The sequence below is a fragment of the Lysinibacillus mangiferihumi genome (genome assembly GCF_003049665.1).
Classification (GTDB): Bacteria; Bacillota; Bacilli; order Bacillales_A; family Planococcaceae; genus Lysinibacillus; species Lysinibacillus mangiferihumi.
The window spans coordinates 69,492-94,853 of sequence record NZ_PYWM01000010.1 but is presented as its reverse complement, the minus strand read 5'-3'; the positions used below and the strand labels follow the sequence as shown (position 1 = coordinate 94,853).

The 25,362-nt window shown below is 38.6% G+C and carries 25 protein-coding genes; all 25 read right to left on the bottom strand.

Annotated features, from left to right (window positions below; genetic code table 11):
* Positions 1-8: 8 nt before the first annotated feature.
* The 25 genes from whiA to C9J37_RS11420 all read right to left on the bottom strand — a co-directional run bounded on the left by whiA (position 9) and on the right by C9J37_RS11420 (position 25,356).
* Entirely contained in the window at positions 9-956 is a 948-nt protein-coding gene (whiA, locus tag C9J37_RS11540) for a DNA-binding protein WhiA (RefSeq protein WP_024363899.1), read from the bottom strand.
* 90 nt (positions 957-1,046) lie between these two features.
* Positions 1,047-2,018, bottom strand: a complete 972-nt coding sequence (locus tag C9J37_RS11535; protein ID WP_107895461.1) for a gluconeogenesis morphogenetic factor MgfK — start codon at positions 2,016-2,018, stop codon at positions 1,047-1,049.
* Between the two features lie 4 nt (positions 2,019-2,022).
* Entirely contained in the window at positions 2,023-2,910 is an 888-nt protein-coding gene (gene rapZ, locus C9J37_RS11530) for an RNase adapter RapZ (protein WP_107895460.1), read from the bottom strand.
* 9 nt (positions 2,911-2,919) lie between these two features.
* A complete protein-coding gene (locus C9J37_RS11525; RefSeq protein WP_107895459.1) occupies positions 2,920-3,387 on the bottom strand; it encodes an NUDIX hydrolase in 468 nt (155 codons plus the stop codon).
* Between the two features lie 533 nt (positions 3,388-3,920).
* A complete protein-coding gene (gene trxB, locus C9J37_RS11520) occupies positions 3,921-4,865 on the bottom strand; it encodes a thioredoxin-disulfide reductase (RefSeq protein WP_107895458.1) in 945 nt (314 codons plus the stop codon).
* A gap of 105 nt (positions 4,866-4,970) precedes the next feature.
* Positions 4,971-6,488 carry a tetratricopeptide repeat protein gene (locus C9J37_RS11515; protein WP_024363894.1) on the bottom strand — a complete coding sequence of 506 codons (1,518 nt, stop codon included), beginning with the start codon at positions 6,486-6,488 and terminating at the stop codon, positions 4,971-4,973.
* A gap of 90 nt (positions 6,489-6,578) precedes the next feature.
* On the bottom strand, positions 6,579-7,196 hold the full coding sequence (hisIE, locus tag C9J37_RS11510; RefSeq protein ID WP_107895457.1) for a bifunctional phosphoribosyl-AMP cyclohydrolase/phosphoribosyl-ATP diphosphatase HisIE: 618 nt from the start codon (positions 7,194-7,196) through the stop codon (positions 6,579-6,581).
* Positions 7,193-7,954, bottom strand: coding sequence for an imidazole glycerol phosphate synthase subunit HisF (gene hisF, locus C9J37_RS11505; protein ID WP_069514549.1), 762 nt, complete (start codon positions 7,952-7,954; stop codon positions 7,193-7,195). Before hisF ends, hisIE begins: the two co-directional genes overlap by 4 nt.
* A complete protein-coding gene (hisH, locus tag C9J37_RS11500; RefSeq protein ID WP_107895456.1) occupies positions 7,948-8,580 on the bottom strand; it encodes an imidazole glycerol phosphate synthase subunit HisH in 633 nt (210 codons plus the stop codon). The genes hisF and hisH overlap by 7 nt, the downstream gene beginning before the upstream one ends.
* Positions 8,577-9,176, bottom strand: a complete 600-nt coding sequence (hisB, locus tag C9J37_RS11495) for an imidazoleglycerol-phosphate dehydratase HisB (protein WP_024363890.1) — start codon at positions 9,174-9,176, stop codon at positions 8,577-8,579. The genes hisH and hisB overlap by 4 nt, the downstream gene beginning before the upstream one ends.
* Positions 9,177-9,180: 4 nt before the next feature.
* A complete protein-coding gene (gene hisD, locus C9J37_RS11490) occupies positions 9,181-10,455 on the bottom strand; it encodes a histidinol dehydrogenase (RefSeq protein ID WP_107895455.1) in 1,275 nt (424 codons plus the stop codon).
* Positions 10,456-10,544: 89 nt separating this feature from the next.
* Complete coding sequence (gene hisG, locus C9J37_RS11485) at positions 10,545-11,168, bottom strand: ATP phosphoribosyltransferase (RefSeq protein ID WP_024363888.1); 624 nt, start codon at positions 11,166-11,168, stop codon at positions 10,545-10,547.
* Complete coding sequence (locus C9J37_RS11480) at positions 11,161-12,333, bottom strand: ATP phosphoribosyltransferase regulatory subunit (RefSeq protein ID WP_107895454.1); 1,173 nt, start codon at positions 12,331-12,333, stop codon at positions 11,161-11,163. The genes hisG and C9J37_RS11480 overlap by 8 nt, the downstream gene beginning before the upstream one ends.
* A 649-nt stretch (positions 12,334-12,982) precedes the next feature.
* The gene (locus C9J37_RS11475) at positions 12,983-13,525 is read right to left on the bottom strand and encodes an acyltransferase (RefSeq protein WP_024363886.1); all 543 of its coding nucleotides are present in this window, start codon (positions 13,523-13,525) and stop codon (positions 12,983-12,985) included.
* Positions 13,526-13,529: 4 nt separating this feature from the next.
* Positions 13,530-14,171: a pyrophosphatase PpaX gene (gene ppaX / locus C9J37_RS11470; RefSeq protein ID WP_107895453.1), complete on the bottom strand. Its 642-nt coding sequence runs from the start codon at positions 14,169-14,171 to the stop codon at positions 13,530-13,532.
* Between the two features lie 12 nt (positions 14,172-14,183).
* Entirely contained in the window at positions 14,184-15,005 is an 822-nt protein-coding gene (gene lgt, locus C9J37_RS11465; RefSeq protein ID WP_107895452.1) for a prolipoprotein diacylglyceryl transferase, read from the bottom strand.
* 37 nt (positions 15,006-15,042) lie between these two features.
* A complete protein-coding gene (gene hprK, locus C9J37_RS11460) occupies positions 15,043-15,978 on the bottom strand; it encodes an HPr(Ser) kinase/phosphatase (protein WP_069514570.1) in 936 nt (311 codons plus the stop codon).
* Positions 15,979-16,203: 225 nt separating this feature from the next.
* The gene (cccB, locus tag C9J37_RS11455) at positions 16,204-16,530 is read right to left on the bottom strand and encodes a cytochrome c551 (RefSeq protein WP_107895451.1); all 327 of its coding nucleotides are present in this window, start codon (positions 16,528-16,530) and stop codon (positions 16,204-16,206) included.
* Between the two features lie 50 nt (positions 16,531-16,580).
* On the bottom strand, positions 16,581-17,429 hold the full coding sequence (locus C9J37_RS11450) for a YitT family protein (protein WP_069514576.1): 849 nt from the start codon (positions 17,427-17,429) through the stop codon (positions 16,581-16,583).
* 425 nt (positions 17,430-17,854) lie between these two features.
* Positions 17,855-19,084, bottom strand: coding sequence for an EAL and HDOD domain-containing protein (locus C9J37_RS11445; protein WP_107895450.1), 1,230 nt, complete (start codon positions 19,082-19,084; stop codon positions 17,855-17,857).
* Between the two features lie 497 nt (positions 19,085-19,581).
* Positions 19,582-20,229: a VTT domain-containing protein gene (locus tag C9J37_RS11440; RefSeq protein WP_407656243.1), complete on the bottom strand. Its 648-nt coding sequence runs from the start codon at positions 20,227-20,229 to the stop codon at positions 19,582-19,584.
* 305 nt (positions 20,230-20,534) lie between these two features.
* Positions 20,535-22,082, bottom strand: a complete 1,548-nt coding sequence (locus C9J37_RS11435) for a fatty acid--CoA ligase family protein (protein ID WP_107895448.1) — start codon at positions 22,080-22,082, stop codon at positions 20,535-20,537.
* 141 nt (positions 22,083-22,223) lie between these two features.
* The gene (locus C9J37_RS11430; RefSeq protein WP_107895447.1) at positions 22,224-24,164 is read right to left on the bottom strand and encodes an FtsX-like permease family protein; all 1,941 of its coding nucleotides are present in this window, start codon (positions 24,162-24,164) and stop codon (positions 22,224-22,226) included.
* A complete protein-coding gene (locus tag C9J37_RS11425) occupies positions 24,136-24,912 on the bottom strand; it encodes an ABC transporter ATP-binding protein (RefSeq protein WP_024363876.1) in 777 nt (258 codons plus the stop codon). Before C9J37_RS11425 ends, C9J37_RS11430 begins: the two co-directional genes overlap by 29 nt.
* Before the next feature lie 12 nt (positions 24,913-24,924).
* Positions 24,925-25,356 carry a hypothetical protein gene (locus tag C9J37_RS11420; RefSeq protein WP_107895446.1) on the bottom strand — a complete coding sequence of 144 codons (432 nt, stop codon included), beginning with the start codon at positions 25,354-25,356 and terminating at the stop codon, positions 24,925-24,927.
* Positions 25,357-25,362 lie beyond the last annotated feature (6 nt).

Below are 25,362 nucleotides of genomic sequence, written 5' to 3'. Positions count from 1 at the left end.
ATGAAAACTTAACCGCCTATCTTTTCACCTCTTCTTAATGCATCTGCTATTTCATCTATTTTACGCAATCGATGATTGACTCCTGATTTACTAACCGTTCCACTTGATACCATTTCACCAAGTTCTTTTAACGTCACATCTTGGTATTCCACACGTAGGCGTGCAATTTCGCGCAGTTTTTCAGGCAACTGATCCAGACCAATGGAATTTTCGATAAATCGAATATTTTCTACCTGACGCAGTGCAGCACCTATCGTTTTATTCAAGTTTGCTGTTTCACAGTTCACAATCCGATTAACACTATTGCGCATATCGCGTAATATACGAACATCTTCAAATTTCATCATTGCTTGATGGGCTCCGACAATATTTAAAAAGTCGGAAATCTTTTCCGCTTCCTTTAAGTATGTCACAAATCCCTTCTTGCGTTCAATGGTTTTTGCATTCAATTCAAATTCGTTCATTAAATCCATTAATGCCTCACCATGCTCTTTATACAAAGAATAAATTTCTAAATGATAGGCAGACGTTTCTGGATTATTTACCGAGCCACCTGCTAAAAACGCTCCACGTAAGTAGGCTCTTTTATGACCACTCTTTTTTATCAGCTCTTTAGAAATCGTATGATTAAATTGAAAATCATCTGAAATAATAGCTAAATTAATGAGCAATTCACGTGCACCTTCACGTACACGACATATATACACATTATTTTTTTTCAATCGCATTTTCTTACGTACAAGTAGCTCCACATTATATGGATACAACTTCTTCATTATCGTATAAAGCCTTCGTGCGATTGCAGCATTTTCGGTTTGCACGTCTAAGCTAAGTTGTTTGTTAGCAAAAGATAACGAACCATTCATACGAATTAACGCGGATACTTCTGCTTTCATACAGTAATCGTCCGCTTCTACCTGTGTAAGCTCTTTTTTTGTTTCTGAAGCAAATGACATAGCACGCCCCCCTTTCGACCTTTATTTCTATGTATATGTTCATCTTACCATATACAACAAGCATTCTTTAGGACTCTATTATAGGCTTCCTTACTTTTTGGGTAAGATTTTTGCATAATCCACAAGCCATTTTGCAACATTTGCCGCATTATGGCGAACTGTCCCATCAGGTCGAATGGTTGCAATATCTCGTTTAATAACTTCTAATCCCATACTTTCAAGCTTTCCAACATCAAATGTTACGGGCTCTGCACATTCTTCTTTATACAACTCTTTAACAGGATGCGGCAGTTGCTCAGCGTTGACTAAAATAGAATCGATAAAAGAATTTCCAACATGCTTGTGTATCGCTTGCACATGGTCACCTGCTGTATAGGAAATTGTCTCACCTTTTTGAGTCATTAAATTACATACATAAATTTTGCGCCCCTTTGCTTTTACGACAGCCTCCCCAATTTCTTTCACAAGCAAATTCGGAATAATACTCGTATATAAGCTTCCAGGACCTATTAAAATATAGTCTGCCCGATGAATTGCCCGTATTGCTTCTGGTAACGGTTTCACATTTTCAGGCACTAAAAAAACGCGGTTAATGCGTTTTGATGCTGTCGGGATTTTAGACTCACCTTCAATTATAACGCCATCTTCTAACTCGGCATGTAAAGTAATCTTCTTATTAGCGGCCGGAATCACTCGCCCATGTACTTTTAGCACTTTTCCCATCTCACTAATAGCATGGCTAAAATCCCCAGTTATATCTGTTAATGCGGTTAACATTAAATTACCTAAAGAATGACCGTTCAAATCCTCTGATACTGAAAAACGATATTGAAACATTTGCTCAACAAGTGGCTCCACGTCTGATAATGCAGCGATGACATTGCGGACATCCCCAGGTGGGGGAATATCATAGTCATCACGTAGACGTCCTGAGGAACCACCATCATCCGCAACGGTTACGATTGCAGTGATATCAAACGGGTGATGCTTTAAACCACGCAGTAACGTGGAAAGGCCAGTACCACCACCTATTACAACTAGCCTTGTATGCTTTTTCCCCATTCACTCAATCCTTTCTTCGATTGATGTCACGGTGCGATATCACAGCATTTTCATTTTTGGCTAAGCAAGCACCAAAATATTCTGCCAACGTCACCGAACGATGCTGTCCTCCTGTACAACCAAAAGCAATGACAAGTTGTGATTTCCCCTCTTGTTTATAAAGCGGTACCATAAATTCAAACAAATCCGTTAGTTTTTGAATTAGGATTTGTGTATCCTCTAACGCTAATACATAAGAAGAAACTTCTGTTTGCAAACCTGTTTTATAGCGCAATTCCTCCACATAATATGGATTTTTTAAAAAGCGCACATCAAATACTAAATCTGCATCTATTGGCATACCATGTTTAAATCCAAAGGACATAATATTAATTGAAAAAGTATGATCTGCATCGCTTGCAAATTCATTCACGATTTTCTCGCGTAACTCTTTTGGTTTCATGTTGGATGTATTGTAAACAAATTTAGCGCGACCTTTTACTTCGGATAGAAGTATACGTTCTTGTTTAATACCATCTAACGGTAAACCAGTAACAGCTAATGGGTGAGCACGTCTTGTTTCCTTATATCGTCTTACAAGCGTTTGATCATCTGCATCTAAAAATAAAATACGAGCAACGATATCGCCTTCTTTTAATATATGGTCAAGCGCACCAATGAGCGAATCAAAAAAGTCACCGCCACGCATATCCATGACCGCGGCAATACGTGTAATATTTTTACCTGAATCTCTAAGTAAAGTTAAAAAAGTTGTGAGTAACGCTGGTGGTAAATTATCAATACAGTAATACCCTAAATCCTCAAAGCTTTGAATAGCTACCGTTTTTCCAGCTCCAGACATTCCTGTAATAATGACCAATTCATGTTGTTGACTTTCAACCACCACTGTCATGCAGCTCCTTTATTGTTCTATTGATATTTGTATTTTTTCATGAAGTAATTCAAAATCCTTCGTGTATTCGAACGTACCGTACTGAATGCCTGATTGTGATACAGCAAATTGTAAATTTGTTCGGTCACCTTCAGCCATTGGCAATTTTTTTAAATCTTCAATCGGGTGCCATGCAAGCTTACCTTCTCTTGTTTCTTCGAATGGTACACCTTCAATATCCTTCGCTACAAAAGTATACAACATCCATTCATCTACCTTAACGTTATCTTCTTTAATAACCATCGTATAGACACCTTTTAAATGCGCTTTCAATGGGATTACATTTGTTTCTTCCTGAAACTCACGTAAAGCAGACTCATAAATAGACTCACCGCTCTCCATTTTCCCGCCTGGTGCTACATACCAGCCACGTCTCGGCTTTTGAAGTAATAATACTTGGCCGTCTTTTACGGCGATTAAGTTTGCAATTCTTTGCATAGGCACACCTCTAATCTCTTTTGCATTCTATTTTTTATTATAGCAAGACCTATCAGAGTTTGTCCTCATTTCACAACTATGGAATCTTGCGTAAAAAATGATTAAATCACTTATCCCAAAGGTTTCAAATGCATACAGAAAAGGTCAACGCATCTTTCAATAACCATTATTTCACACTATTCCTTCTACATATAGTATACAGTTTTCTACTGTCAGACATGACATATCCAAAATAATTAGCATTAGGTTTACTATTGCGTAAAATAAGCTACTTGCAGCGCTTTAAGAATTCAGAATTGTTTGAGTGACTGGCACTAAAAATAGGTTGCTCCCACCTAATTTAGGCGGAAACAACCTACTAAAAAAATAAAAGGGGGATTGCTAATTACAGTCTTTATATTACACCTTTTATATGTCATTCAAGTTACAGCAATATTAAAACCGTATTAAAAATTTGTATTTTTTTCCGGTAATAACGGCCAATTGCAATGCGCTTCTAAGATTTTTGAGACCATCACTCGGTATAACGCTTATTATGCGTTAATTTTTTCTAATAACTCTTCAACATAATGTTGTGCTGCTTGCGCTGCAATACTGCCATCGCCAGTCGCAGTAACGATTTGACGAAGCGTTTTTTCACGCACATCCCCAGCAGCAAAAATACCTGGTACATTTGTTTCCATATTGTCGTTAGTCACAATATAACCAGCTTCATTTAAAATGCCTAGAGATTCAAAAGGTTTTGTTAATGGCAACATCCCAATGTAAATAAATACGCCATCAGCCACAAATTCTGATTCTGTGCCATCTACAGTTGATTGCAATGTAACGCTGCCTACTTTACCATCAGCTTCGTTAATTTCTTTCACTGTTGCATTCCAAATGAAATCAATTTTGTCGTTTGCAAATGCACGATCTTGTAGAATTTTTTGTGCACGTAATTTATCACGACGGTGAACAATTGTTACTTTATCAGCAAAACGCGTTAAATACACACCTTCTTCAACAGCAGAATCTCCGCCACCTACGACAACGAGATTTTTTTGTTTAAAGAATGCACCATCACATACAGCACAATAGCTGACACCACGTCCACCAAGCTCTTTTTCGCCAGGTACACCCATTTTTTTATACTCTGCACCAGTAGAAAGGATAATTGAGCGTGTTTTATATTCCTTTGCACCTGATTTTATCGTTTTATATTCTTCGCCATCAATGATTTCTGAGACATCACCGTAAGCATATTCAGCACCAAATTTTTTCGCATGCTCGAACATTTTAGTAGATAGCTCAGGCCCTAAAATAGTATCAAATCCTGGATAGTTTTCTACTTCTTCCGTATTCGCCATTTGTCCACCAGGGATACCACGTTCAATCATTAATGTTGAAAGATTTGCACGTGATGTATAAACAGCCGCAGTCATTCCGGCAGGACCTGCACCAATAATTACAACATCATAAATTTTTTCTTCTGACATACTTACTTCCTCCTAAACTTGTAATACTTTTTTATAATAACGTTCAGTATGTTCATCGTATGTGAAAGCATGAAGTTATTCAACTAAGTTGCTCACAGCTTCAATTTAACTCGTTGGTAAGTACATTAATATTTCATCTATATATTTCGATAATGTTGCTACAGATATGCCATATTGCTCTGCGATTTCTTTTTTCGTCACCTTCAACATGCGAGATGAGCGGAATAAAAAATCATTTGCACCTGCAATAGCAGCCGGATTTGTAAAGCGATAATTTTGACTAAGTGCTTGTTCACAAAGCACGAACCACATTTGGAACATTGGTGCGACGATTGTCGTCAATTTTCCATAGTGCTCCAACAAAATCTCGGGTACACGTACGGCTCTTAAAAAACTTGCCTCTACTTTGTTTTTCTCATCAAACTGATGGCCTAGTGCATAAGCTAAAAAAAGCTTTTCAAAAGCACCAAATTGCTCTACATCTATCCATTTAGGATGCGCAATGATTTCCTGTTTATGCGCTGTTCCTCGTAATAAAAACAAGCCAAATAAACGATCACTTATATACTCACTTTCAAGCTTCGCTACAATGAAGTCACGATCATGCTCTAATGCGTCAAGCTCATATGTATTTTCCTGCTGACGCCAAGGTTCAAAACCTTCTTTATCTGGATCTAACTCAAGTAACTGCTCCCAAGCATTTTTGGCAATATCATCGTAACCAGAAAAGTAGGCCGCATGAGATAACCAAAAGTAAAACCCTGGATCACCTAAATAACCACGCTTCTGCATGCTTCGTAGCCATTTAAATGCAGTTTCATATTGACCAATCAGCGCAAGCGTTGCGCCCAATTTGTAACGATGATCCCAAGCATAAGGTTGAATTTTCACCAATACTTCTAAAAGAGCATTTAATTCCTCATCATTTTTCTCATAGTAGGCAATAACCGTTAGATTACACAATGCATGGAGATTCCCTTTATTTTCACGCAAAACCGTGTTCAAAATCGCTTTAGCCTGTTCCGCTTCACCTACATAAAAATAAGCTAAAGCTAAATTATTGTATGCTGACCAAAATTCCGGTCTATCTTCTACTAATTGTTCTAAAATATTGATTGCTTCTGGAAAGTCACCCTTTTCCATGCAACGACGTGCTTGCTCCTGCCGATATAAATCCTCGCCACTGCCTTCAAGCTCTTCATATTCATTGTGCTCAAAAGCAACAAAATCTAATATTTCTGCCGCTTCATCCGCATATGCACCTTCTGGTTCCATTTCTAAGTATTGCTCTGCAAAGCGTTTGGCATCTTGAATAATGCCGACACATCCTGATACCTCAGCCATATAAAAAATAATTTCCGGCTCATTGGGGTCTAATTGATAGGCACGACGAAGCAGATCATAGGCTTCCTCAAAACCTTGACCTTCTAACTCTACAATCGCTAGTTGCAATAAAATCATTGGATCATCCGGACTTAAATCTACAGCACGCTGTAAATATTTATAGGCTTTATCCATTTGACCGCTATTCATCGCTTGAATTGACTTTTTATAATAATAGTCGCCTGTTGGAATGAACGATACGACATTCGTTTGCTTCTCTTTTTGACGTTTCTTTTCCAAAATATTTCCTCCGAAACAAGAAATAAGGAACGCATTATACGTTCCTTTTTACAGTAACTCATATTATACCATACAATAAGCGATATGCTGTTATTTCTCCTCGTGACGTTTTTCCAACACATGTAATACGTCAAAAACATTTACTTTTTGTTCTTGCAGTAAAACTAATAAGTGGTAAATTAAATCAGCCGCTTCCCATTTTACTTCTTCTGGATCACGATTTTTTGCACCGATAACTACCTCTGTTGCTTCTTCCCCGACTTTTTTACAAATTTTATCGATGCCTTTATCGAATAAATATGTAGTATATGCACCCTCAGGCATTTCTTGCTCACGCTTTTCAATTACTTTGACTAGCTCAGGGATAATACTAACCGAACCAACTTTTTCTTTTTCTTGCAGTACTGTCGTAAAGCAAGATGTTGTGCCATTGTGGCATGCGGGACCAGCAGGAAGTACTTCTACAACTAATGCATCGCCATCACAGTCCGCTTTAATGGACACTACTTTTTGTACGTTACCACTCGTCGCTCCTTTATGCCAAAGCGCTTCACGAGAACGTGAGTAAAACCATGTTTCGCCTGATTCTAATGTTTTTTCTAATGATTCTTTATTCATATAAGCCACAGTTAATACTTCTTTTGTATTGGCATCTTGCACAACTGCTGTAACAAGACCTTTATCGTCAAATTTAATGTTATCTATCATCTTACTGCCACTCCTTTTTCACGTAAGTATTGTTTTACTTGCGCTACACTCGTTTCTTTGTAATGAAAAATGGATGCTGCAAGTGCTGCATCTGCATCTACATCGTCCGCTAATACTTCGTAAAAATGTTCGGCATTCCCTGCACCGCCACTTGCAATGACTGGGACTGTCACGGCCTGTCGTACAGCCTTCGTTAAAGCTAAATCAAAGCCAGATTTTTCACCGTCTTGATTCATACTTGTTAATAAAATCTCGCCAGCACCTAAGCGGACAGCTTCTTTTGCCCACTCTATTACTTGCCAAGATGTTTTGTTGCGACCACCGTGTGTATAGACCATCCACGTGCCGTCTTCTTCACTATAGCGCGCATCAATTGCAACAACAATACATTGTGCACCGAAATAGTCAGAACCTTCTTTAATCAGCGCTGGGCGTTCTAAAGCGGAAGTATTAACAGATACTTTGTCGGCACCAGCGCGTAAAATACGCTTCATATCCTCTAACGAGCGAATACCGCCACCAACAGTAAATGGAATGGCTAGTGTCGCCGCAGTTTGGCGCACTACATCGACCATTGTTTCACGGCCTTCATGCGATGCAGAGATATCTAGGAAAACAAGCTCATCTGCACCTTGCTCATCATAAAACTTTGCAAGTTCAACCGGATCTCCTGCATCACGTAATGATACGAACTGTACACCTTTGACAACTCGTCCTTCCTTCACATCAAGACATGGAATAATACGTTTCGTTAGCAAGCCGCCACCCCTTTTAACCATTGTTCTAATAAGTACACGCCTAACTCACCTGATTTTTCAGGATGGAATTGCATACCTGTAATCGAGCCTTTGGCAACAATCCCTGGGACTTCAATGCCATGGTAGTCAGCATAAGCCACTAGTTCTGTCGGTTCAATATTCGTGGCATAAAAAGAATGAACAAAATAAACGTGCTCGGCAGGTGCCTCTTCTTTGAGCCATGCTGGTCGATTCGTCACAATCAATTCATTCCACCCCATATGAGGTACTCGATAGGACTGCTCCCCTTGAATGCCGCTAAAACGTTGAATGCTGCCTTTGAAGAAACCTAGTCCCTTCGTAGGTGTCACCTCTACGCTTTCCTCAAATAATAACTGCATGCCTAAACAAATACCGAGCAATGGTCGATTATCTGCTTGTACTTTTTGTAAGTAGCTATCTAATTTTGTTTCAGCTAAACGTTTCATAGCATCGGGAAAAGCGCCAACACCTGGCAGTAACAGGGCATCGGCTTCATCTAGTTCCTGTTCTTGTGCTGTTACAATGACTTCACAGCCAAGTCGTTTTAGTGCTTGTTCAACACTAAATAAATTACCCATCCCATAGTCAATGACACCTATTTTCACGTTAACAGCCCCTTTGTGGAAGGTACACCCTTAACGCGAGGATCAATTTCAACTGCCGCATCAATGGCACGAGCTAATGCTTTAAAAATAGCTTCGATAATGTGGTGTGTATTATGACCATACGGTACGATAACGTGGACATTCATTCTTGCTTCAAGCGCAAATTTCCATAAAAACTCATGCACTAACTCCGTATCAAAAGTTCCTACTTTCTCTTTTAGTTCAGGCACACGATACTCTAAATGTGGACGATTTGAACAATCGACAACAACTTGTGCCAGTGCATCATCCATTGGTACAAAGGCATTACCATAACGTTTAATACCTTTCTTATCGCCGAGCGCTTGACGAATGGCTTGTCCTAATACAATGCCAAGGTCTTCCGTTGTATGGTGGTCGTCAATATGCGTATCACCATTCGCTTGAATTGTGCCATTAAATAGACCATGTTTAATAAATAAATCCAGCATGTGATCCATAAAGCCAACACCTGTTTGGATATCCGCCTTGCCCTCGCCATCTAACTCAATGGCAACTGAAATTTGTGTTTCATTTGTTTTGCGTTCTACCTTTGCGTAGCGTTTCTGTTCTGTCATCGTCTTACTCCTTTTCCCATCCACGAGATTCTACAGCACGAGCATGGCCCTCTAAGCCTTCCATCCGAGCTAAGCGTGCAATTTTCGGGGCGTTCGTTGCCCAAGTTTTTTCAGTATAATAAACGATGCTCGATTTTTTTACGAAGTCATCCACATTTAAGCCACTTGCAAAACGCGCTGTGCTGTTTGTTGGTAGCACATGGTTTGTGCCAGCAAAATAATCTCCAACAGGCTCGGAGCTATATCGACCGATGAAAATACCACCTGCATGGCGCACTTGCTCTGCCACCGCTTCGGCATTTTTGGTCACGATTTCTAAATGTTCAGGGGCTAATGAATTAATTGCCTCCACTGCATCTGACATCGTTTCAGCAATATAAATCGCGCCAAAATTTTCGATTGAGGCACGCGCTACTTCTTCACGTGGTAAAGTCGCTAATTGTCTTTCCACTTCCAGCGCCACACCGTGAGCAAGTTGCTCAGATGTTGTCACTAAAATGGCACAGGCCATCTTATCGTGTTCTGCCTGTGATAATAGGTCTGCAGCCACCTCATCTGCAAAAGCTGTTTCATCTGCGATTACGGCAATTTCACTTGGTCCGGCAATCATATCAATCGCGACCTCACCAAATACTTCGCGTTTAGCAAGGGCAACGTAAATATTACCTGGACCCGTTATTTTATCGACGGCTTGAATTGTTTCCGTTCCATAGGCAAGTGCTGCAATTGCCTGTGCCCCACCAATTTTATATACTTCTTCCACACCTAAAATATGAGCTGCGGCAAGTACACCAGCAGGTAATTTCCCGTCACGCCCCGCCGGTGATGTGATAACAATTCGCTTAACACCAGCTACTTGAGCAGGTATAACGTTCATCAACACGGAAGAAGGATAGGCCGCTGTTCCTCCTGGAACGTAAAGACCTACTGCATCGAGTGCGGTAATCCGTTGCCCAAGCCAAGAGCCATCCGCTAATTCCAAACGATAGCCAGAACGTTTTTGTTGCTCATGATAAACGCGAATGTTGTGGGCAGCTTCTGTTAAATCTGCAAATAATTGCGCGTCGATTGCCTCTACTCCTTCTTCAATCTCTGCCTTTGTGACACGTAAATTGTCTGGAGCAAAGCCATCCCATTTTTCTGTATATGTACGTATTGCGCTGTCACCTTGTGCTCGAACATCTGCCAATACTTGTCGTACAATTTTTAATTGCTCTTCGTTGCCACCTTCTAGTGGTCGTTTCAAGGAAATACCTTTTGCTAACTTTGTTATTTTCATGGAAAAAGTCTCCTTTAAATTTCTAGCTATTCGTGCAGTTCCTTTTCGCAACTTGCGTTTTTTCAGTTATTACGATGAAACAACATTCATTAGTCGACACACTTCTTTAAACGTTTCACCAAATCGATTATGCGGTCACCTTTCATGCGGTAACTTACTGGATTGGCAATTAAGCGTGATGAAACTTCCGTAATATACTCATACTCAACTAAGCCATTTTCTTTTAACGTACGTCCAGTCGATACGATATCAACAATACGGTCCGCTAAACCAATCATTGGCGCAAGCTCAATCGACCCGTTTAATTCAATAATTTCTACTTGTTCGCCAATCCCTTTATAATACTTCATGGCAATGTTCGGATACTTCGTCGCAATGCGTGGCGCAAGTTCGTTCATCGTCGTATTCGGTAAGCCAGCTGAAGCAATATAGCAAGTACTTATTTTCAAATCAAGAAGCTCATGTACCACGCGCTGTTGCTCCAGTAAAACATCTTTTCCAGCAATTCCAATATCGGCTACACCGTGCTCAACATAAACAGGCACATCCATAGGTTTCGCTAGAATAAAACGTATTTTTTCTTCTGGAATTTCGATCATTAATTTACGCGACATTTCAACCTCTTCTGGTAAATTAAAGCCCGCTTCAATAAGCATTTGGTATGCCTCTTCAAAAATGCGCCCTTTCGGCATAGCAATGGTTAATTCATTCACCGCGAATTTCCTCCTGTCCAACAACAACTACCTTTGTAAAATGCGTTAAAAAGGCTGCTTCATCAACTAAACTACTTCTCAACTGTAAAGTCGCTTGTTTACCCGCTGCTCTTAAAGCCTCTATTTTTTCTAGAGCCTCTTCAAAATCTTCTTCCTCGAATAGCACCACAATGGCTTCTTCCTTGTCTGAAGCTTGTGCAGTAATCGTTTCTAATAATCTATCTACACGAATACTAAAGCCTGTAGCACCGACCTTTGATCCAAATACTTCAAGCAAACCGTCGTAACGGCCACCATTTCCTAATGGGAAACCACTGCCTGAAGCAAATACTTCAAATAACATACCTGTGTAATAGCTCATATGGCTTGAAAGAGTAAAATCAAACGCGACATACTGTGCAAGATTAGCGATTTCTAATAATTTTGCAAGTTGTTGCATATATTCTAATGCGTCATTTTTACGCACATATTTTTCAATATCACGAATTTCCTTTAAGGTCATCGCCTCTTCAATAAACTGTAACAGTGCATCTGATTTTGTTTTTGGTAAATCAAATGATGCAACCGCCTCCTCAAAGCCTACATAATTGCGCTGTACAAGCAGTGTACGCAGAACATCTTCTTGTTCAATGCTTTCCGTATAGTCCTGCAAAATACAATTCAAGACACCTGCATGGCCTATTGTGACTTTGAAGTTTTCTAATCCAAATTGTTTTAATAGCTCCATTGCTGTAACAATTACTTCAGCATCCGCAAACACGGAATGATCACCAATTAACTCAATACCCATTTGCTCAAATTCTGCGGGACGTCCACCCTCTGTTTCCTGTGCACGGAATACACTTGCAAAGTAAGCTAAGCGCAGCGGTATCATTTCTTTCAATAATTTTGAAGTGGCTACTCGAGCAATCGGTGTTGTCATATCAGGACGTAGGACGAGGGTGTTGCCCTGACTATCTACAAGCTTAAATAAATGCGCATCGGAAATTGCAGATGCTTTCCCTACCGTATCGAAATACTCTACTGTAGGCGTTTTGATAAATTCATAGCCTCTTGAGCGTAAAAAATTTCGACCTGTATGTCTTACAGCTTCTACTTTTTCATAAATTTGCGGAAATTTATCACGCATACCAAGTGGCTTTTCGAACATTTTAATCGACGACATGTTGACACTTCCTTACGTTTCGCTTTAATTCACTAGAGTGTTAGAGAATTAGAATATGAAAGTATTTTAACTCATTCCTTTATTTCAGTCAATGTTTTACACATTAAATTCACAAATAATTTCAATACTTCTGTTAATTATACACCTATTTACACAAAGTGAAATGTTTATCGAGACGATTGCCTCACTTATATAGGGGACATCAAAGTGCGGACATTACATTAAATTTAGCTGTTCTTGCTTTAAAAATATAATAATTGCAAGCGAAATGAGTTGAAGGTTGCAGCCTTACTGTGCTGAGCGGAAAGCACCGCTGAAGCGTACAATAACGCCATAGCAAAAAAAGAGGTTAGGACATTACTAAAAAATTTAAAGAACAGAGGAAAGGTGTTCATAAATTTTTGCTATATGGAGAACTTAGCTATTCTTGCTTTTGCAATAAATTAGAAGTGTTCACTAGTTGTTGGTAGCGAAGGCGATGACTCCAGCACAGAACGCGCACAACGTAAGACGCTGGCATTCCGCGCGTTAGCGAGGGTTGCGGCTTACTGTGCTGAGCGGAAAGCACCGCCGTAGCGGACATCAACGACATAGCAAAAAAGTGTTAGATTGATTTGCAGTCAATCTAACACTTTTCATCTTCATTATTTTACTTTTTCGGCGTGCACCATTGGACAACTTCACTTCGTTTGCGCTCCGCCATCTGTTCCGCAGTGTAAATAATTTGCATCGGATTGCCACCTGCTAGACAACCTGCTGGTACATCCTTATGAACGAGTGTTGCCGCAGACACAATAGCACCGTCCCCTATTGTCACTCCCGGTAAAATGGTCGAATTGGCACCAACCATTACTTCATTGCCAATATGGACATCTCCTAAACGATACTCTTCAATTAAATATTCATGCGCTAAAATTGTCGTATTAAAGCCAATAACTGTATTATTGCCGACATGAATACGTTCTGGGAACATCGTATCTGGCATGACCATTAAAGCGAAAGACGTTTGGTCACCAATTTTCATTTTTAAAAAAGTGCGATACAGCCAGTTCTTCACGCGTAAAAAAGGTGTGAAGCGTCCAATTTGAATGACAATGAAGCACTTCATCACCTTCCAAAAGGACACCGTATCATATACATTCCATAGCGAGTTTGCTCCTTCGACACGATATCTTTCCGTTTTACGCGCCATCCCTTTACCCCTCTTTCACAATAGCAAGTAAATCCTTCATATGGTGCAATAGATATTCCGGATTAAACTGCTGTAAATATTGCTCCCCTTTAAGTGACCATGCGACACCCGCAGCTCTTACACCCGCATTGTGTCCAGCTTCAATATCATGTGAATTATCACCAATCATAATGGCGTCTTCCTTTGCGACACCAAGACGTGTAAGAGCAAGTAAAACTGGCTCTGGATCAGGCTTCACATGTTGGACATCATCAGTTCCCACTATCACCTCAAATAGATGACTAGCACCTAGGATCTTCAATCCTCGGTCAATCATCGCATTGCGCTTTGTTGAGACGATGGCTAATTTAATGCCCATTGACTTTAATTGCTCTAAAGTTGACACAACATCCGGAAACTCTGTGACAAGCTCATCATGATGTGTTTCATTCCAAGCGCGATATTTAGCCATCATTTCGTCTTCTTCACCTGGCGTTAATTCACTAAATGTCTGTTTTAATGACGGACCCATGAATTTCAGGCAATCTTTTGGCGAATATTGCCCGGGAAATCTCTCTTCTAACACGTGCATAAATGATTGAATGATTAAGTCATTTGTATTTAACAATGTACCATCAAAATCAAAAAGTAATGCTTTTACAGCCATATTACACACCCCTTACTTATTGTCCAAATATTTCACAGCAGGCTTTACTTTCAATCTACGGTAAATAATTGCCGCAAGACCTATCACAATGCCGATAATGGAAACAACCTGAGCCGAACGCAAGTCTCCTACTAAATAAAGACTATCCGTACGTAAACCTTCTATATAGAAGCGACCAATTGAATACCATATTAAATAGCTAAAGAAAATTTCACCGCGATTTAGATTCACTTTACGTAATGCCAATAATATTAATAAACCGATGAAATTCCAAACAGATTCATATAAAAATGTAGGATGTACATATGTGCCTAGTTCTTCAATGTACATTTGATTAATAATCCAATCCGGTAGCATCAGGTTTTCTAAAAATGAACGTGACACTGGGCCGCCAAATGCTTCTTGATTCATAAAGTTGCCCCAACGACCAATAATTTGACCAATCAAAATACTTGGTGCTGCAATATCAGCTACTCGTAAAAAGCTTACCCCTTTTATCCGCGTAAATATGTAAGCCGTCGCAAATGCACCTAATAACGCACCATGAATCGCAATACCACCATTCCAAATTTCAATAATATTGCCTGGATTTTCACTATAATAATCCCAACGCATAGAAACATAATAGATGCGCGCACAGACGATGGAAATCGGTACTGCCCATAATAATAAGTCAGCTAGAAAATCCTCAGGTAATCCGCGTTTTACCGCCTCTCGTTGTCCAACAAAATATGCTAATATAATCCCCGACACAATTAAAAGTCCGTACCAACGTACAGCAATTGGCCCTAAATGAAAGGCGACCGGGTTAATGTCTAATAGTAATAAATCCATCTTATGCTCCTCTCAATATGTGACAATCCGTTTCCCATTAATCATCTAACTCATCTGATGAAGCAATAACTTCATCTAAGCGTCTTGAAAACTCTTCCGCTGCATTGACACCCATTTTCTTCAAACGGTAATTCATCGCCGCTACTTCGATGATTACGGATACATTTCGTCCAGGTCGTACTGGAATTGTGAGTTTTGTTAGTTCCGTATCAATGATTTTCATTTTTTCTTCTTCTAAACCTAAACGATCATAAACCTTGTCTGGATCCCATATTTCTAACTCAATAATTAAGGTAATACGTTTATATGGTCGTACGGCACTTGCCCCAAAAAGTGTCATGATATCGATAATACCAATACCTCGTATTTCCAATAAATGCTCTAACAGCGGTGGCGGACTCCCTATTAAAAAGTTCTCCGACTCTTGACGGATCTCCACACAATCATCTGCAACTAATCGATGCCCTTTTTTTACAAGTTCAAGAGCTGTTTCACTTTTCCCAACCCCGCTTTTTCCGATAATAAGCACACCAATGCCATACACATCGACTAACACACCGTGTGCCGCTGTCATAGGTGCTAAACGTCCCTCTAAATAATTGGTTAACCTACTCGAAAATTTCGTTGTTGTCATGTGAGTTTTAAATACAGGTACATGCTTTTCGTTTGAAGCTTGAATAAGCTCCTCTGGTACTTCTAAATCACGCGAAATAATAATAGCAGGCGTATCCTGTGAACATAGCAATCGCATGCGCTCAAGTTTAACATTCGCTGGTAACATTTCAAAAAAGGAAAGCTCTGTTTTCCCTAGTAGCTGTACTCGATTAGCAGGATAATGCGTAAAATACCCAGCCATTTCAAGCCCCGGTCTAGAAATATCACTTGTGGTAATTGTTCTTCCTATACCTTCTTCGCCGCCTAATAACTCTAGCTTAAATTTTTCCATTACATCCCTTGTCAATACTACGACCAATATTTGCAGCCTCCATTCAAACGAATTGAATATTGTTTTATTTTAGCATGCCTATGTATAAAAGAAATGAATTTACACTTGTGTGCATGATGATTAGTAACACTATTATACTTACTTCTAGTTAAAGGTTGTACATAACAAATGTAAAACTATCTCAGAAAGCTTATGCACATGATAAAAATAGAAAAACTAGCGGTCTCCAGAACCGCTAGTTTTTTCATTGTATTATTTTTGTGTAGCCAACCATTTTGCAACGGCTTCAGCGTCTGCACCTTTAATAAGTCCAGCTGGCATAGCCCCACGACCATTGTTAATTACGTCTAAAATTTCTTGCTCAGATAAACGAGAACCTACATTGTTTAGTGCAGGTGTATTCCCCATACCTTGTAGCTCGCCACCGTGACAAGTAACACATGATTTCATTGCGATTGCTTTACCGTCTGGTTCAGCAGCAGTATCTTTGTTATCTGTAGCTGCTTTATCTCCGCCACCACCACATGCTGCTAAGAAAATCGCTGAACCGAACACTAATGTTAACATTGCTTTTTTCATTAGTACCCCTCCTAAGTAAATGAATATCTTTCCAAGCTATTATACCAAAATTATGCACGTTTGAAACCTTCACCTAACACCTCATAAGCATCAGAAACGATGACAAACGCTGATGGATCAACGTTTTTAATGAGTTGTTTCAGCTTTGTGAACTCTGTTTGATAGACAACGACCATTAAAACGGGTCGTGCTTCTCCTGTATAACCGCCAATTGCAGGTAACTTTGTCACACCACGATCAATTTCAGCATATATCGCATCACGCACTTCATCTTGTTTTAACGTAATAATATAAACCATTTTCGATTGACTAAAACCTAACTGGATAATATCAATCGTTTTCGTTGTGACATACAGTCCAATTAACGCATAGAGCCCTTTTTCTAAGTCAAAAACAATTGCAGCACTAATTGCGATAATTCCATCAATTAATAGTACACTTGTACCAAGCGATAATCCGGTATACTTTGTAATAATTTGGGCTAGTAAATCAGTGCCACCAGTAGAAGCATTCCCCTTAAAGACAAGTCCTATTCCTAAGCCTACAACAATTCCGCCAAAAAGCGCACCAAGTAAAGGATTATCTGTCCACGGCTCCCAGTGATTTGTCAATAACACAATAAACGGTAATGTTATTGTCCCAATAAAAGATTTTACGCCAAACTTTTTACCAAGTATTATTACTCCTGCTAGAAACAATGGGATATTAAATGCATATTGTACAAGGCCAGGATTCCAGCCAAATAAACCATGTAAAATGGTACTTATGCCACTAACTCCACCTGACGCTACTTGATTTGGTAGTAAAAAGACATTAAAACCTATTGCCACAACTGCGGCACCAACAATCACATAAACATATTCCACAATACTTGCCCTTACATCTTGTGTTTGATTCATTTCCTCACGCCCGCTTCAACTATCAGATTTTTCTAAAGATGACGACATGATTATAGCAAATAGTATTCACGTTGAGAACTTCATCTTGATAAAGAGAAAGTAGTTTGAATAAATGAGGAAAACAGGCTGGGACAAAAGAGAAAAAGTGTTAGATTGATGGCAGTCAATCTAACACTTTTTTGCTGTGCCTTTGTTGTCCGCTTCGGCGGTGCTTTCCGCTCAGCACAGTAAGCCGCAACCCTCGCTAACGCGTTCCTTAAATTTTTCTAGTTATGTCCCAGCCTCGTTTTCTAAGCCGTTGTTGTCCGCTACAGGTGCACTTTGCGCTCATCACCGTAAGGACACATACCTCTTGTTGCGTGCGGAATACCTTTCGTCAGGAGTCACCCCTTGCTACAATTCCTATAAGCTGTCGTTTTCCCTAATTATAATGATGTTTCTGCCCATTCTAGTGCTTCATTATATAAAAGATCAATACTTGCCATTTCAATATTAATTTGTGGTGCTAATTCTTCTAATCGTTGCCAATCTAATTTTCCAAGCGCAATACTAAATTCAAGATAAGGTGTCATCTCTGTTTGACCACCTAATATTGTTTCTGTAATCGCCTCTGAAAAAGGTAATTGTTGCAAAATAACATTCATCGGTCTTTGTAAGATCGCATCAATTAACGAAAACATCCCAACTAAAAAGTATTCAGAAAAGTTTTGCTTATAATTGCGTTTGGCTAATTTTTCACAAACCTTTGCTCTGAACAAAGATGTTCGCATCAACTCTTGAAAAAGATCTGTATCCGCCCTATCATCGAATTCACGCAGAGCTAGTAAATAAATCCACTTTCGAAGATTTGCTAAGCCAAGTAATAAAATAGCTTGCTTAATGGAGCGTATCTTCGATTTTGAACGCTTACTAGAATTATTAATCATTTGTAATAATTTATACGTCAACGATATGTCCCGTTCAATATTTTCTGCTAACAGATGAACGTTCGGTTCTTCTTCCTTTAAGAGAGAAATTATATGAAAATATTGGATGGCATTTGCGGGAATATCCATCGCTTTAATGATTTGAGGTTGCTCAAAAAAGTAACCTTGAAAAAACTCATAGCCTGAATGCTTGGCGACTCTATATTGCTCTTGTGTTTCCACTTTTTCCGCAAGCAATTTAATATGGGGGAAATTTTCCTTTACCATATTTTCAATTTCCATTCTTTCAACTAAAGAAGATATTAAGAAATCCACTTTAATTAAATCAATATGCGGGAAAAGCGTATCATATATTGGTACATTTTCTTTTAAAATAAAATCATCTAACGCTATTTTAAACCCATGCGACTTCAGCTCAATGACACGCTTAACTAGATTTGGTGTTAGTGGTACATCTTCTAAAATCTCGATTACTACTTGCGAAGGATCTAAAAATTCATCGATTGAACTCATAAGCAAGTTTTCCGTAAAATTAACAAAACAAGGCTTACCTTTCGTCACCTCTTCAATACCAATTGATAAAAATGAGTTCACTAACACATCCACTGTTGCAGCATCTGAATCGACATCAGGAAATGAATTTACATTTTTGTTTCGATATAACAACTCATATGCAACGACCTGTTCGTGAAGATTAAAGATTGGCTGTCTTCCGATGAATACTTCCATTTCGTTGCCTCCAATTCACCATTTTCTAGTAATTATTATAGCACTTTTCATTACCTTACACTTATTTTTTCAACACTATAATAAATTTTTCTTATCGAGAAACTAGCATTTACCTATATAATTTACATTTTATGACTAAAAAAGATAAAGCATTACTACTTTATGCATCTATATTAAAAATTTGCTTTCACTTTTTACTTGCTTACCATGCGCAACATTTACTAAGAAGGGTGTTATACTGATTTTTCAAAAGTAACAGCTTGGACAATAGCATCCTACAGTTTTGCATTGTGATAGTAAATTTTTAAGATTAGATATTTCATATTGATGCCGGACACTATAGTTGAGATTTTTAAAGTTTAGATAGATTTTCCTCCCACCATGGAAATAACAAAAAGCCCTACCACCAAAAATAGTGGTAGGGCTAGCCAGTGTAAATAATGCTTAACATAATTTTCTTTTAGTATCAGCCTGCAAATGTTATCTGAAGCATCTTTTTATTTCCCACCAAATTTAGATTTAAAAGCGCCAATAACAGCCGGTAAAACTGAGATAACTATGATTAAAATAAGAACTACTGAGAAGTTATCTTTAATAATTGGAATATTACCAAAGAAATATCCAAGGAGTGTACAGCTGAATACCCATAAAACAGCGCCTACAATGTTGTACAGTAAAAAGTAGCTATAATGCATCTTACTTGCCCCTGCAACAAACGGAATAAACGTACGAATGAAAGGCATGAAACGAGCAATTACAATTGTTTTGCCACCATGCGTGTTAAAAAATTTCTCCGCTGCTTCCATACGTTCTTTTTTAACGATACGGCCTAAAAAACTTTTCGGAGGAATTGATGTCCCAACTTTATGACCGATATGGTAATTCATTGTATCGCCTAAAATTGCTGCTGCCAAAAATACAGGAATTAGTATCCATAAGTCAAAGGCGCCCATTGCAGCTGTTAATGTGCCACTTGCGAAAAGTAATGAGTCACCCGGTAAAAATGGGAAAATCACGACACCTGTTTCAACAAAGACAATGGCAAATAGAATAAGATAACTCCAATTACCAAAATCACGAATGATTTCTTCCAAATGCACATCAATATGCATTATAAAACTTATTAACTCTTGAATGAGTCCTATCATTGGTTTTGTATGCTCTCTTTCAATTTAATTTTTCTTAATAGCTTGGACGTTGTTGCGCACAAAAGGGTTCCAAAACAATACAACAAAGTATACAAGTTACTACTCCCCTACTATATGACAAGCCCTTTTAAAGTATGTAGAAGGATTACACATGACTGATTTTATCACTCCGGCTTTATGCACTCAACTTATTTCTCCGTAAGTGCCAGACACCCAAACAATTCTGATAATTTAAGTAGCTGTTCCAAAACCAACAAGCCCACCACAAATTTTTTTGTGGTGGGCCTGACTTATCAATTCGTTTATACTTTTTCTTTTAAAGTACGACGCAAAATTTTACCTGTTGTATTTTTGGGAAGCTCATCTAATATTTCCACAACTTTTGGCACTTTATATTTCACCATATGCTTTGCACAATATGCCAAAATATCATCTGTTGTCGTAGCCGCTACTTCCTTGAGTACGATATATGCATGTACTGCTTCACCAAAATTAGGGTCTGGGTAGCCAACAACTGCCGCCTCTACGATATTATCATGAGCAAATAGAACTTCCTCTACTTCTCTCGGATAAACATTATAACCGCCAACAATAATCATATCCTTTTTGCGATCGACGATATAGAAATAACCTTCGTCATCAACTTTTGCAAGATCCCCTGTGTAAAGCCAACCATCACGAATGGCCATCGCCGTTTCTTCAGGCATTTTATAATAGCCTTTCATGACATTTGGACCACGAACAACTAACTCACCAACTTCACCGACAGGAACATCTATACCATTAACATCTACCACTCTATTTTCAACGTTATTAATCGATGTACCGATAGAGCCAGCTTTTCGCTCACGGTCTAATGGATTGAAACATGTTACCGGTGAAGCTTCTGATAAACCATAGCCCTCTGATACACGTACATTAAATTTCTTCTCGAAATTATGTAATAGTGCAACAGGTAATGATGCGCCCCCTGAAATGGCTAAACGAATTGTTGAAAAATCTTCCGGTTTGCCTTCTGGTAATAAATACAAAAAGTTATACATCGTAGGCACACCCGCAAAGACAGTTGCCTGTTGCTCTCTCGCCAATGTGAAAATTTCACTTGGGCTAAAGCGAGGTGTAAGTAAAACGGTTGCTCCACTAATCAATGGTGCATTGACTACGACTGTTAATGCAAACACGTGGAAAACTGGTAATGTTGCAATAATCCGATCATTTGCTTGATACCCTAAATACGTTGAGACATCACGGGCATTTGAATAAACATTTCCGTGTGTCAGCATGGCACCTTTTGGATTGCCTGTTGTTCCCGAAGTGTATAATATAATAGCCGTATCATCTTGTGCGATGTCTACCGGTTCTAACGATCCAGTGGCACTTGCAACAATATGCGAAAATAAATGTGTTTTCGCTTTTGCCTCTTCCGATAAAGCAGCTATTTTTTCAGCTACATCTGCTGTTGTTTCACAAACGACAAATGTCACTACTTCTGGGAATGCCTGTACACCTACTTCTACTAATGGAAGCAATGCATCGAGTGCAATAACCGCTTTAACATCGCCATTTCGTAAAATATAAGATATCTCATCTGGCGTATAGATTGGATTCACAGGAATTGCTGTTGCTCCTAGACGCATCGTTGCATATAAAGCGATTAAATAATGTGGCGTATTGCCGAGTAAAAACGCCACATGGTCCCCTTTTTGTACCCCTAAATCTTGTAACCCCTGTGCAAAGCGGCCAACTGTGTGCTCAAATTCCCCATATGAAGTATCTTTCCCCATAAAATGATACGCAATTTTTTCCGGCTGCTCTGCTGCTTGTTGACGAACACATGAAACTAAATTCAATTACACCATCCCCTTATCGTATAAAATGAATCGTTATTCAGTAATATTATATAAGAAATATATCTAAAAAACAATGAAACTTTTTATTTCGTGTCAATATTACCGTTAAAAAAATCATTTTTTTCTCTTTTGTACGTATTTTCAAGAACGGATATGGGAGATGTAACGCCAACGAATTAAGTAAAAATAGATAACTTGTATTAGGACAAAAAAGCCAAATGCAAAGAACACTTCTTTCACAATTGAAATATTAGCAATGTCTTTTAAAATGCCCTGCACCATAATGAAAGCAAAGCCACTGTGCATCATAGCAACGCCCCACGGTAAGAAAAATTGCGGGAATAAATGACGATTGACCAGCTTTTTCAACTCAATATCTGTTAAGCCCATGCGTTTTAGTACATCAAATTTCCGCTTTTCTCGTTCAAGTGAGGTATGCAATTTAAAGTAAATAAAACTACCAGCAGCTAATAAAAAGACAGTGGCCACTAAAACACCAACTAATGTAAATAATGAGTAGGTAGCTAATATATAAGAATAATTTAATCCTGCATTTTCAAAATAAAATGGACTATGCTTGCCCTTCTTTATACTATAAAAATATTCCGTTGAGGCAACATCCACTATATCCTTGCCAATTTCCTTCGTCTCCATCCACTGTGGAATATCGAATGTAAATAAATGATAGACGGGTTGCACAGCGCCCTTACTAGTAATCGGCTTTACAAGCTTCACAAAGTCTTCATCACTAATCACAATCGAGTTTACACTAACAATGGAACCTGGGAATACGATTTTAGGATAGACACTATCGATAGTAATAGGAATGTTGTTTTCTTCTAAAATTGTATGGACTACTATATTTTTAAGTTTTTTCAAAGACTCTTCGGAATATGGTATAAACACTGCCTCACCAGACGCCAAATCAATTAACGGATAGTTAAAAGAAGACAACAAGACATTCATATCAGATTCGCGGAATACTTCCACCTCATTGTGTGTAAAGGAGGATGTTTGCTTGACAACAAGAAAACGGGATAAATGATAGGATAAACCCTTGTCTTCTAACTGCATACGCAAAGAATTGATATGCTCAGCCTCAAACGGATTATTAATATCTCCTTTATAAATAAGCCCTAATGGATTTAATCGATCATATTGCGTCGTATAAGAAGACATTGTAGCTAAAACACCGACTGATAAAAACGCCAGTGTCGAAACCATTGTAACAACGAAGAACATTTTCACATTATCCATCATAATATGTGTCTGCTCGGCTAAAGATAATAAGCGATAACGTCGCCAATGAAATTTACGTTTCCCACGAGCAATTTCTAAAAAGAACGGTACTGAATCACTAAAAAAATAATACGTTCCAAATGTTGCCGAGAAAGGTATCAATAAAGTTAAACCTATCATCGTCGTATGGGAAACGATAACTGCCAGTGCATACGTTGCTAAAATCAAAATAACACCATATGTTGCGCGAATCTTTGAATAACTAGCCACACTAGTTAAATAATCATTCCCTTTGATAAGATCTCGCAATTTTCTCTCACGTGTAAAATATACGCTAATAAACGAAATAACTACAAAAGCACTTGTGAAGACTCCTATCGTAAGCAAAAAAGGTTGCCAAGATACATAGAGCGGCAAATTCTCTAAATGTAAAATTTCTCGAACGATCATAAAGAAAAACTTAGAAAATGAGAAGCCAAAAATAATGCCCACAATAATCGAACCTGAGCCAATAATCATTGTTTCTAAAAAGACAAGTTTGTTCATTTGGCGCTTTTCCATCCCAAGATGCAATAAAATAGCGAACTCATGGGATCTCGCCTCTAGAAAGGCACTCATGGAATAATATAAAAAGAACAAAGTAAAGAGGACAAGTACGATTTCTGCACCAATCATGCCGACTAATGATACTTCTCCTAAAATCCCACGTTCAATATCTGGATGAAACATCAGCATTGAATAGATAAAAAATACAGCCACAGAAAAAAAGCTTGCCATAAAAAAGGCACCGTAAATACGGCTGTTCCGTACGACATTACGGTAAGCGAATTGTCGAAAGGTCACCTACTTGCCCTCCTCCTAGTAAGCTCAATACATTTAAAATTCGTTGGAAAAACATTTGACGTCGATCATCACGATAAATCTCATTGAAAAATTCCCCATCCTTAATAAAGAGCACACGATCACAATAACTTGCGGCGATTGGATCATGTGTCACCATCACGATTGTCGTTTGTTTTTCTTTATTAATTTTTGTTAATAGTTCAAGGACATCACGCGAGGAATTCGAATCTAAATTCCCTGTTGGTTCATCAGCTAAAATAAGGCTTGGATTGTGAATCAGCGCCCTTCCAATGGCGGTTCTCTGTGCTTGTCCACCTGAAATTTCATTCGGACGTTTATGCAAAAAGGAAGTTAAATCAAGCTTTTCTACAATACCTGCAAGACGCTCCTCCATTACTTCTAACGGCTGCTGATCGAGCGTTAACGGCAATACAATATTTTCTTCAACCGTAAGCATATGCAATAAATTAAAATCCTGAAATACAAAGCCGAGCTGTCTTCTTCTAAAATAAGCAAGCTCTGTCGCATTTAGCTTATGCGGGTTCATGCCATCTAAAATGATTTCCCCACTTGTTGGTTCATCAATCGTAGAAATAATATTTAATAACGTCGTCTTGCCGCTTCCTGATGGACCCATTACTGCTAAAAACTCGCCTTGTTCAACCTCAAAGCTTAATTGATTGAGTGCACGATGCGTCACCTTGCCCTCGTATACTTTCGTAACATCCTTTATTTCTAAAATAGGCATACTTTGTTCACCTTATTTCTCGATTAATTCCATAGATTTTGGTAAAAGCCAATTGAATACCACCTCAAAGCCAATTTGAAAGTGCGGTTCTATTTCGGCTGAAGCATTCTTCACTTCTTCTTGCACTAGACTAAAGCAATGCTCTCCAACTACCACATCCCATGCATCTAACTCACCTTCAATTATTTCACCATAAACTGAATAGTGCCCACTATACATCACTTGCTCGCCTTCAACTGGGAAAGCATTTAGGAGACTTGGTTTATGTAAGTTTAGCCCAAGTGCATCACAAAAATGCACAACTTCATCTTGTAGGCATAAGCTTGCCTGACGGAAATTTTCACAAAACAAACAATCACAAAGTTCTGTGTGTGACGCGTACAACTCCTTCGTTTTATCTAATTCAATATTTAATACCCAGTCTTCAATCCGTACTTCTGCCATTTCTGC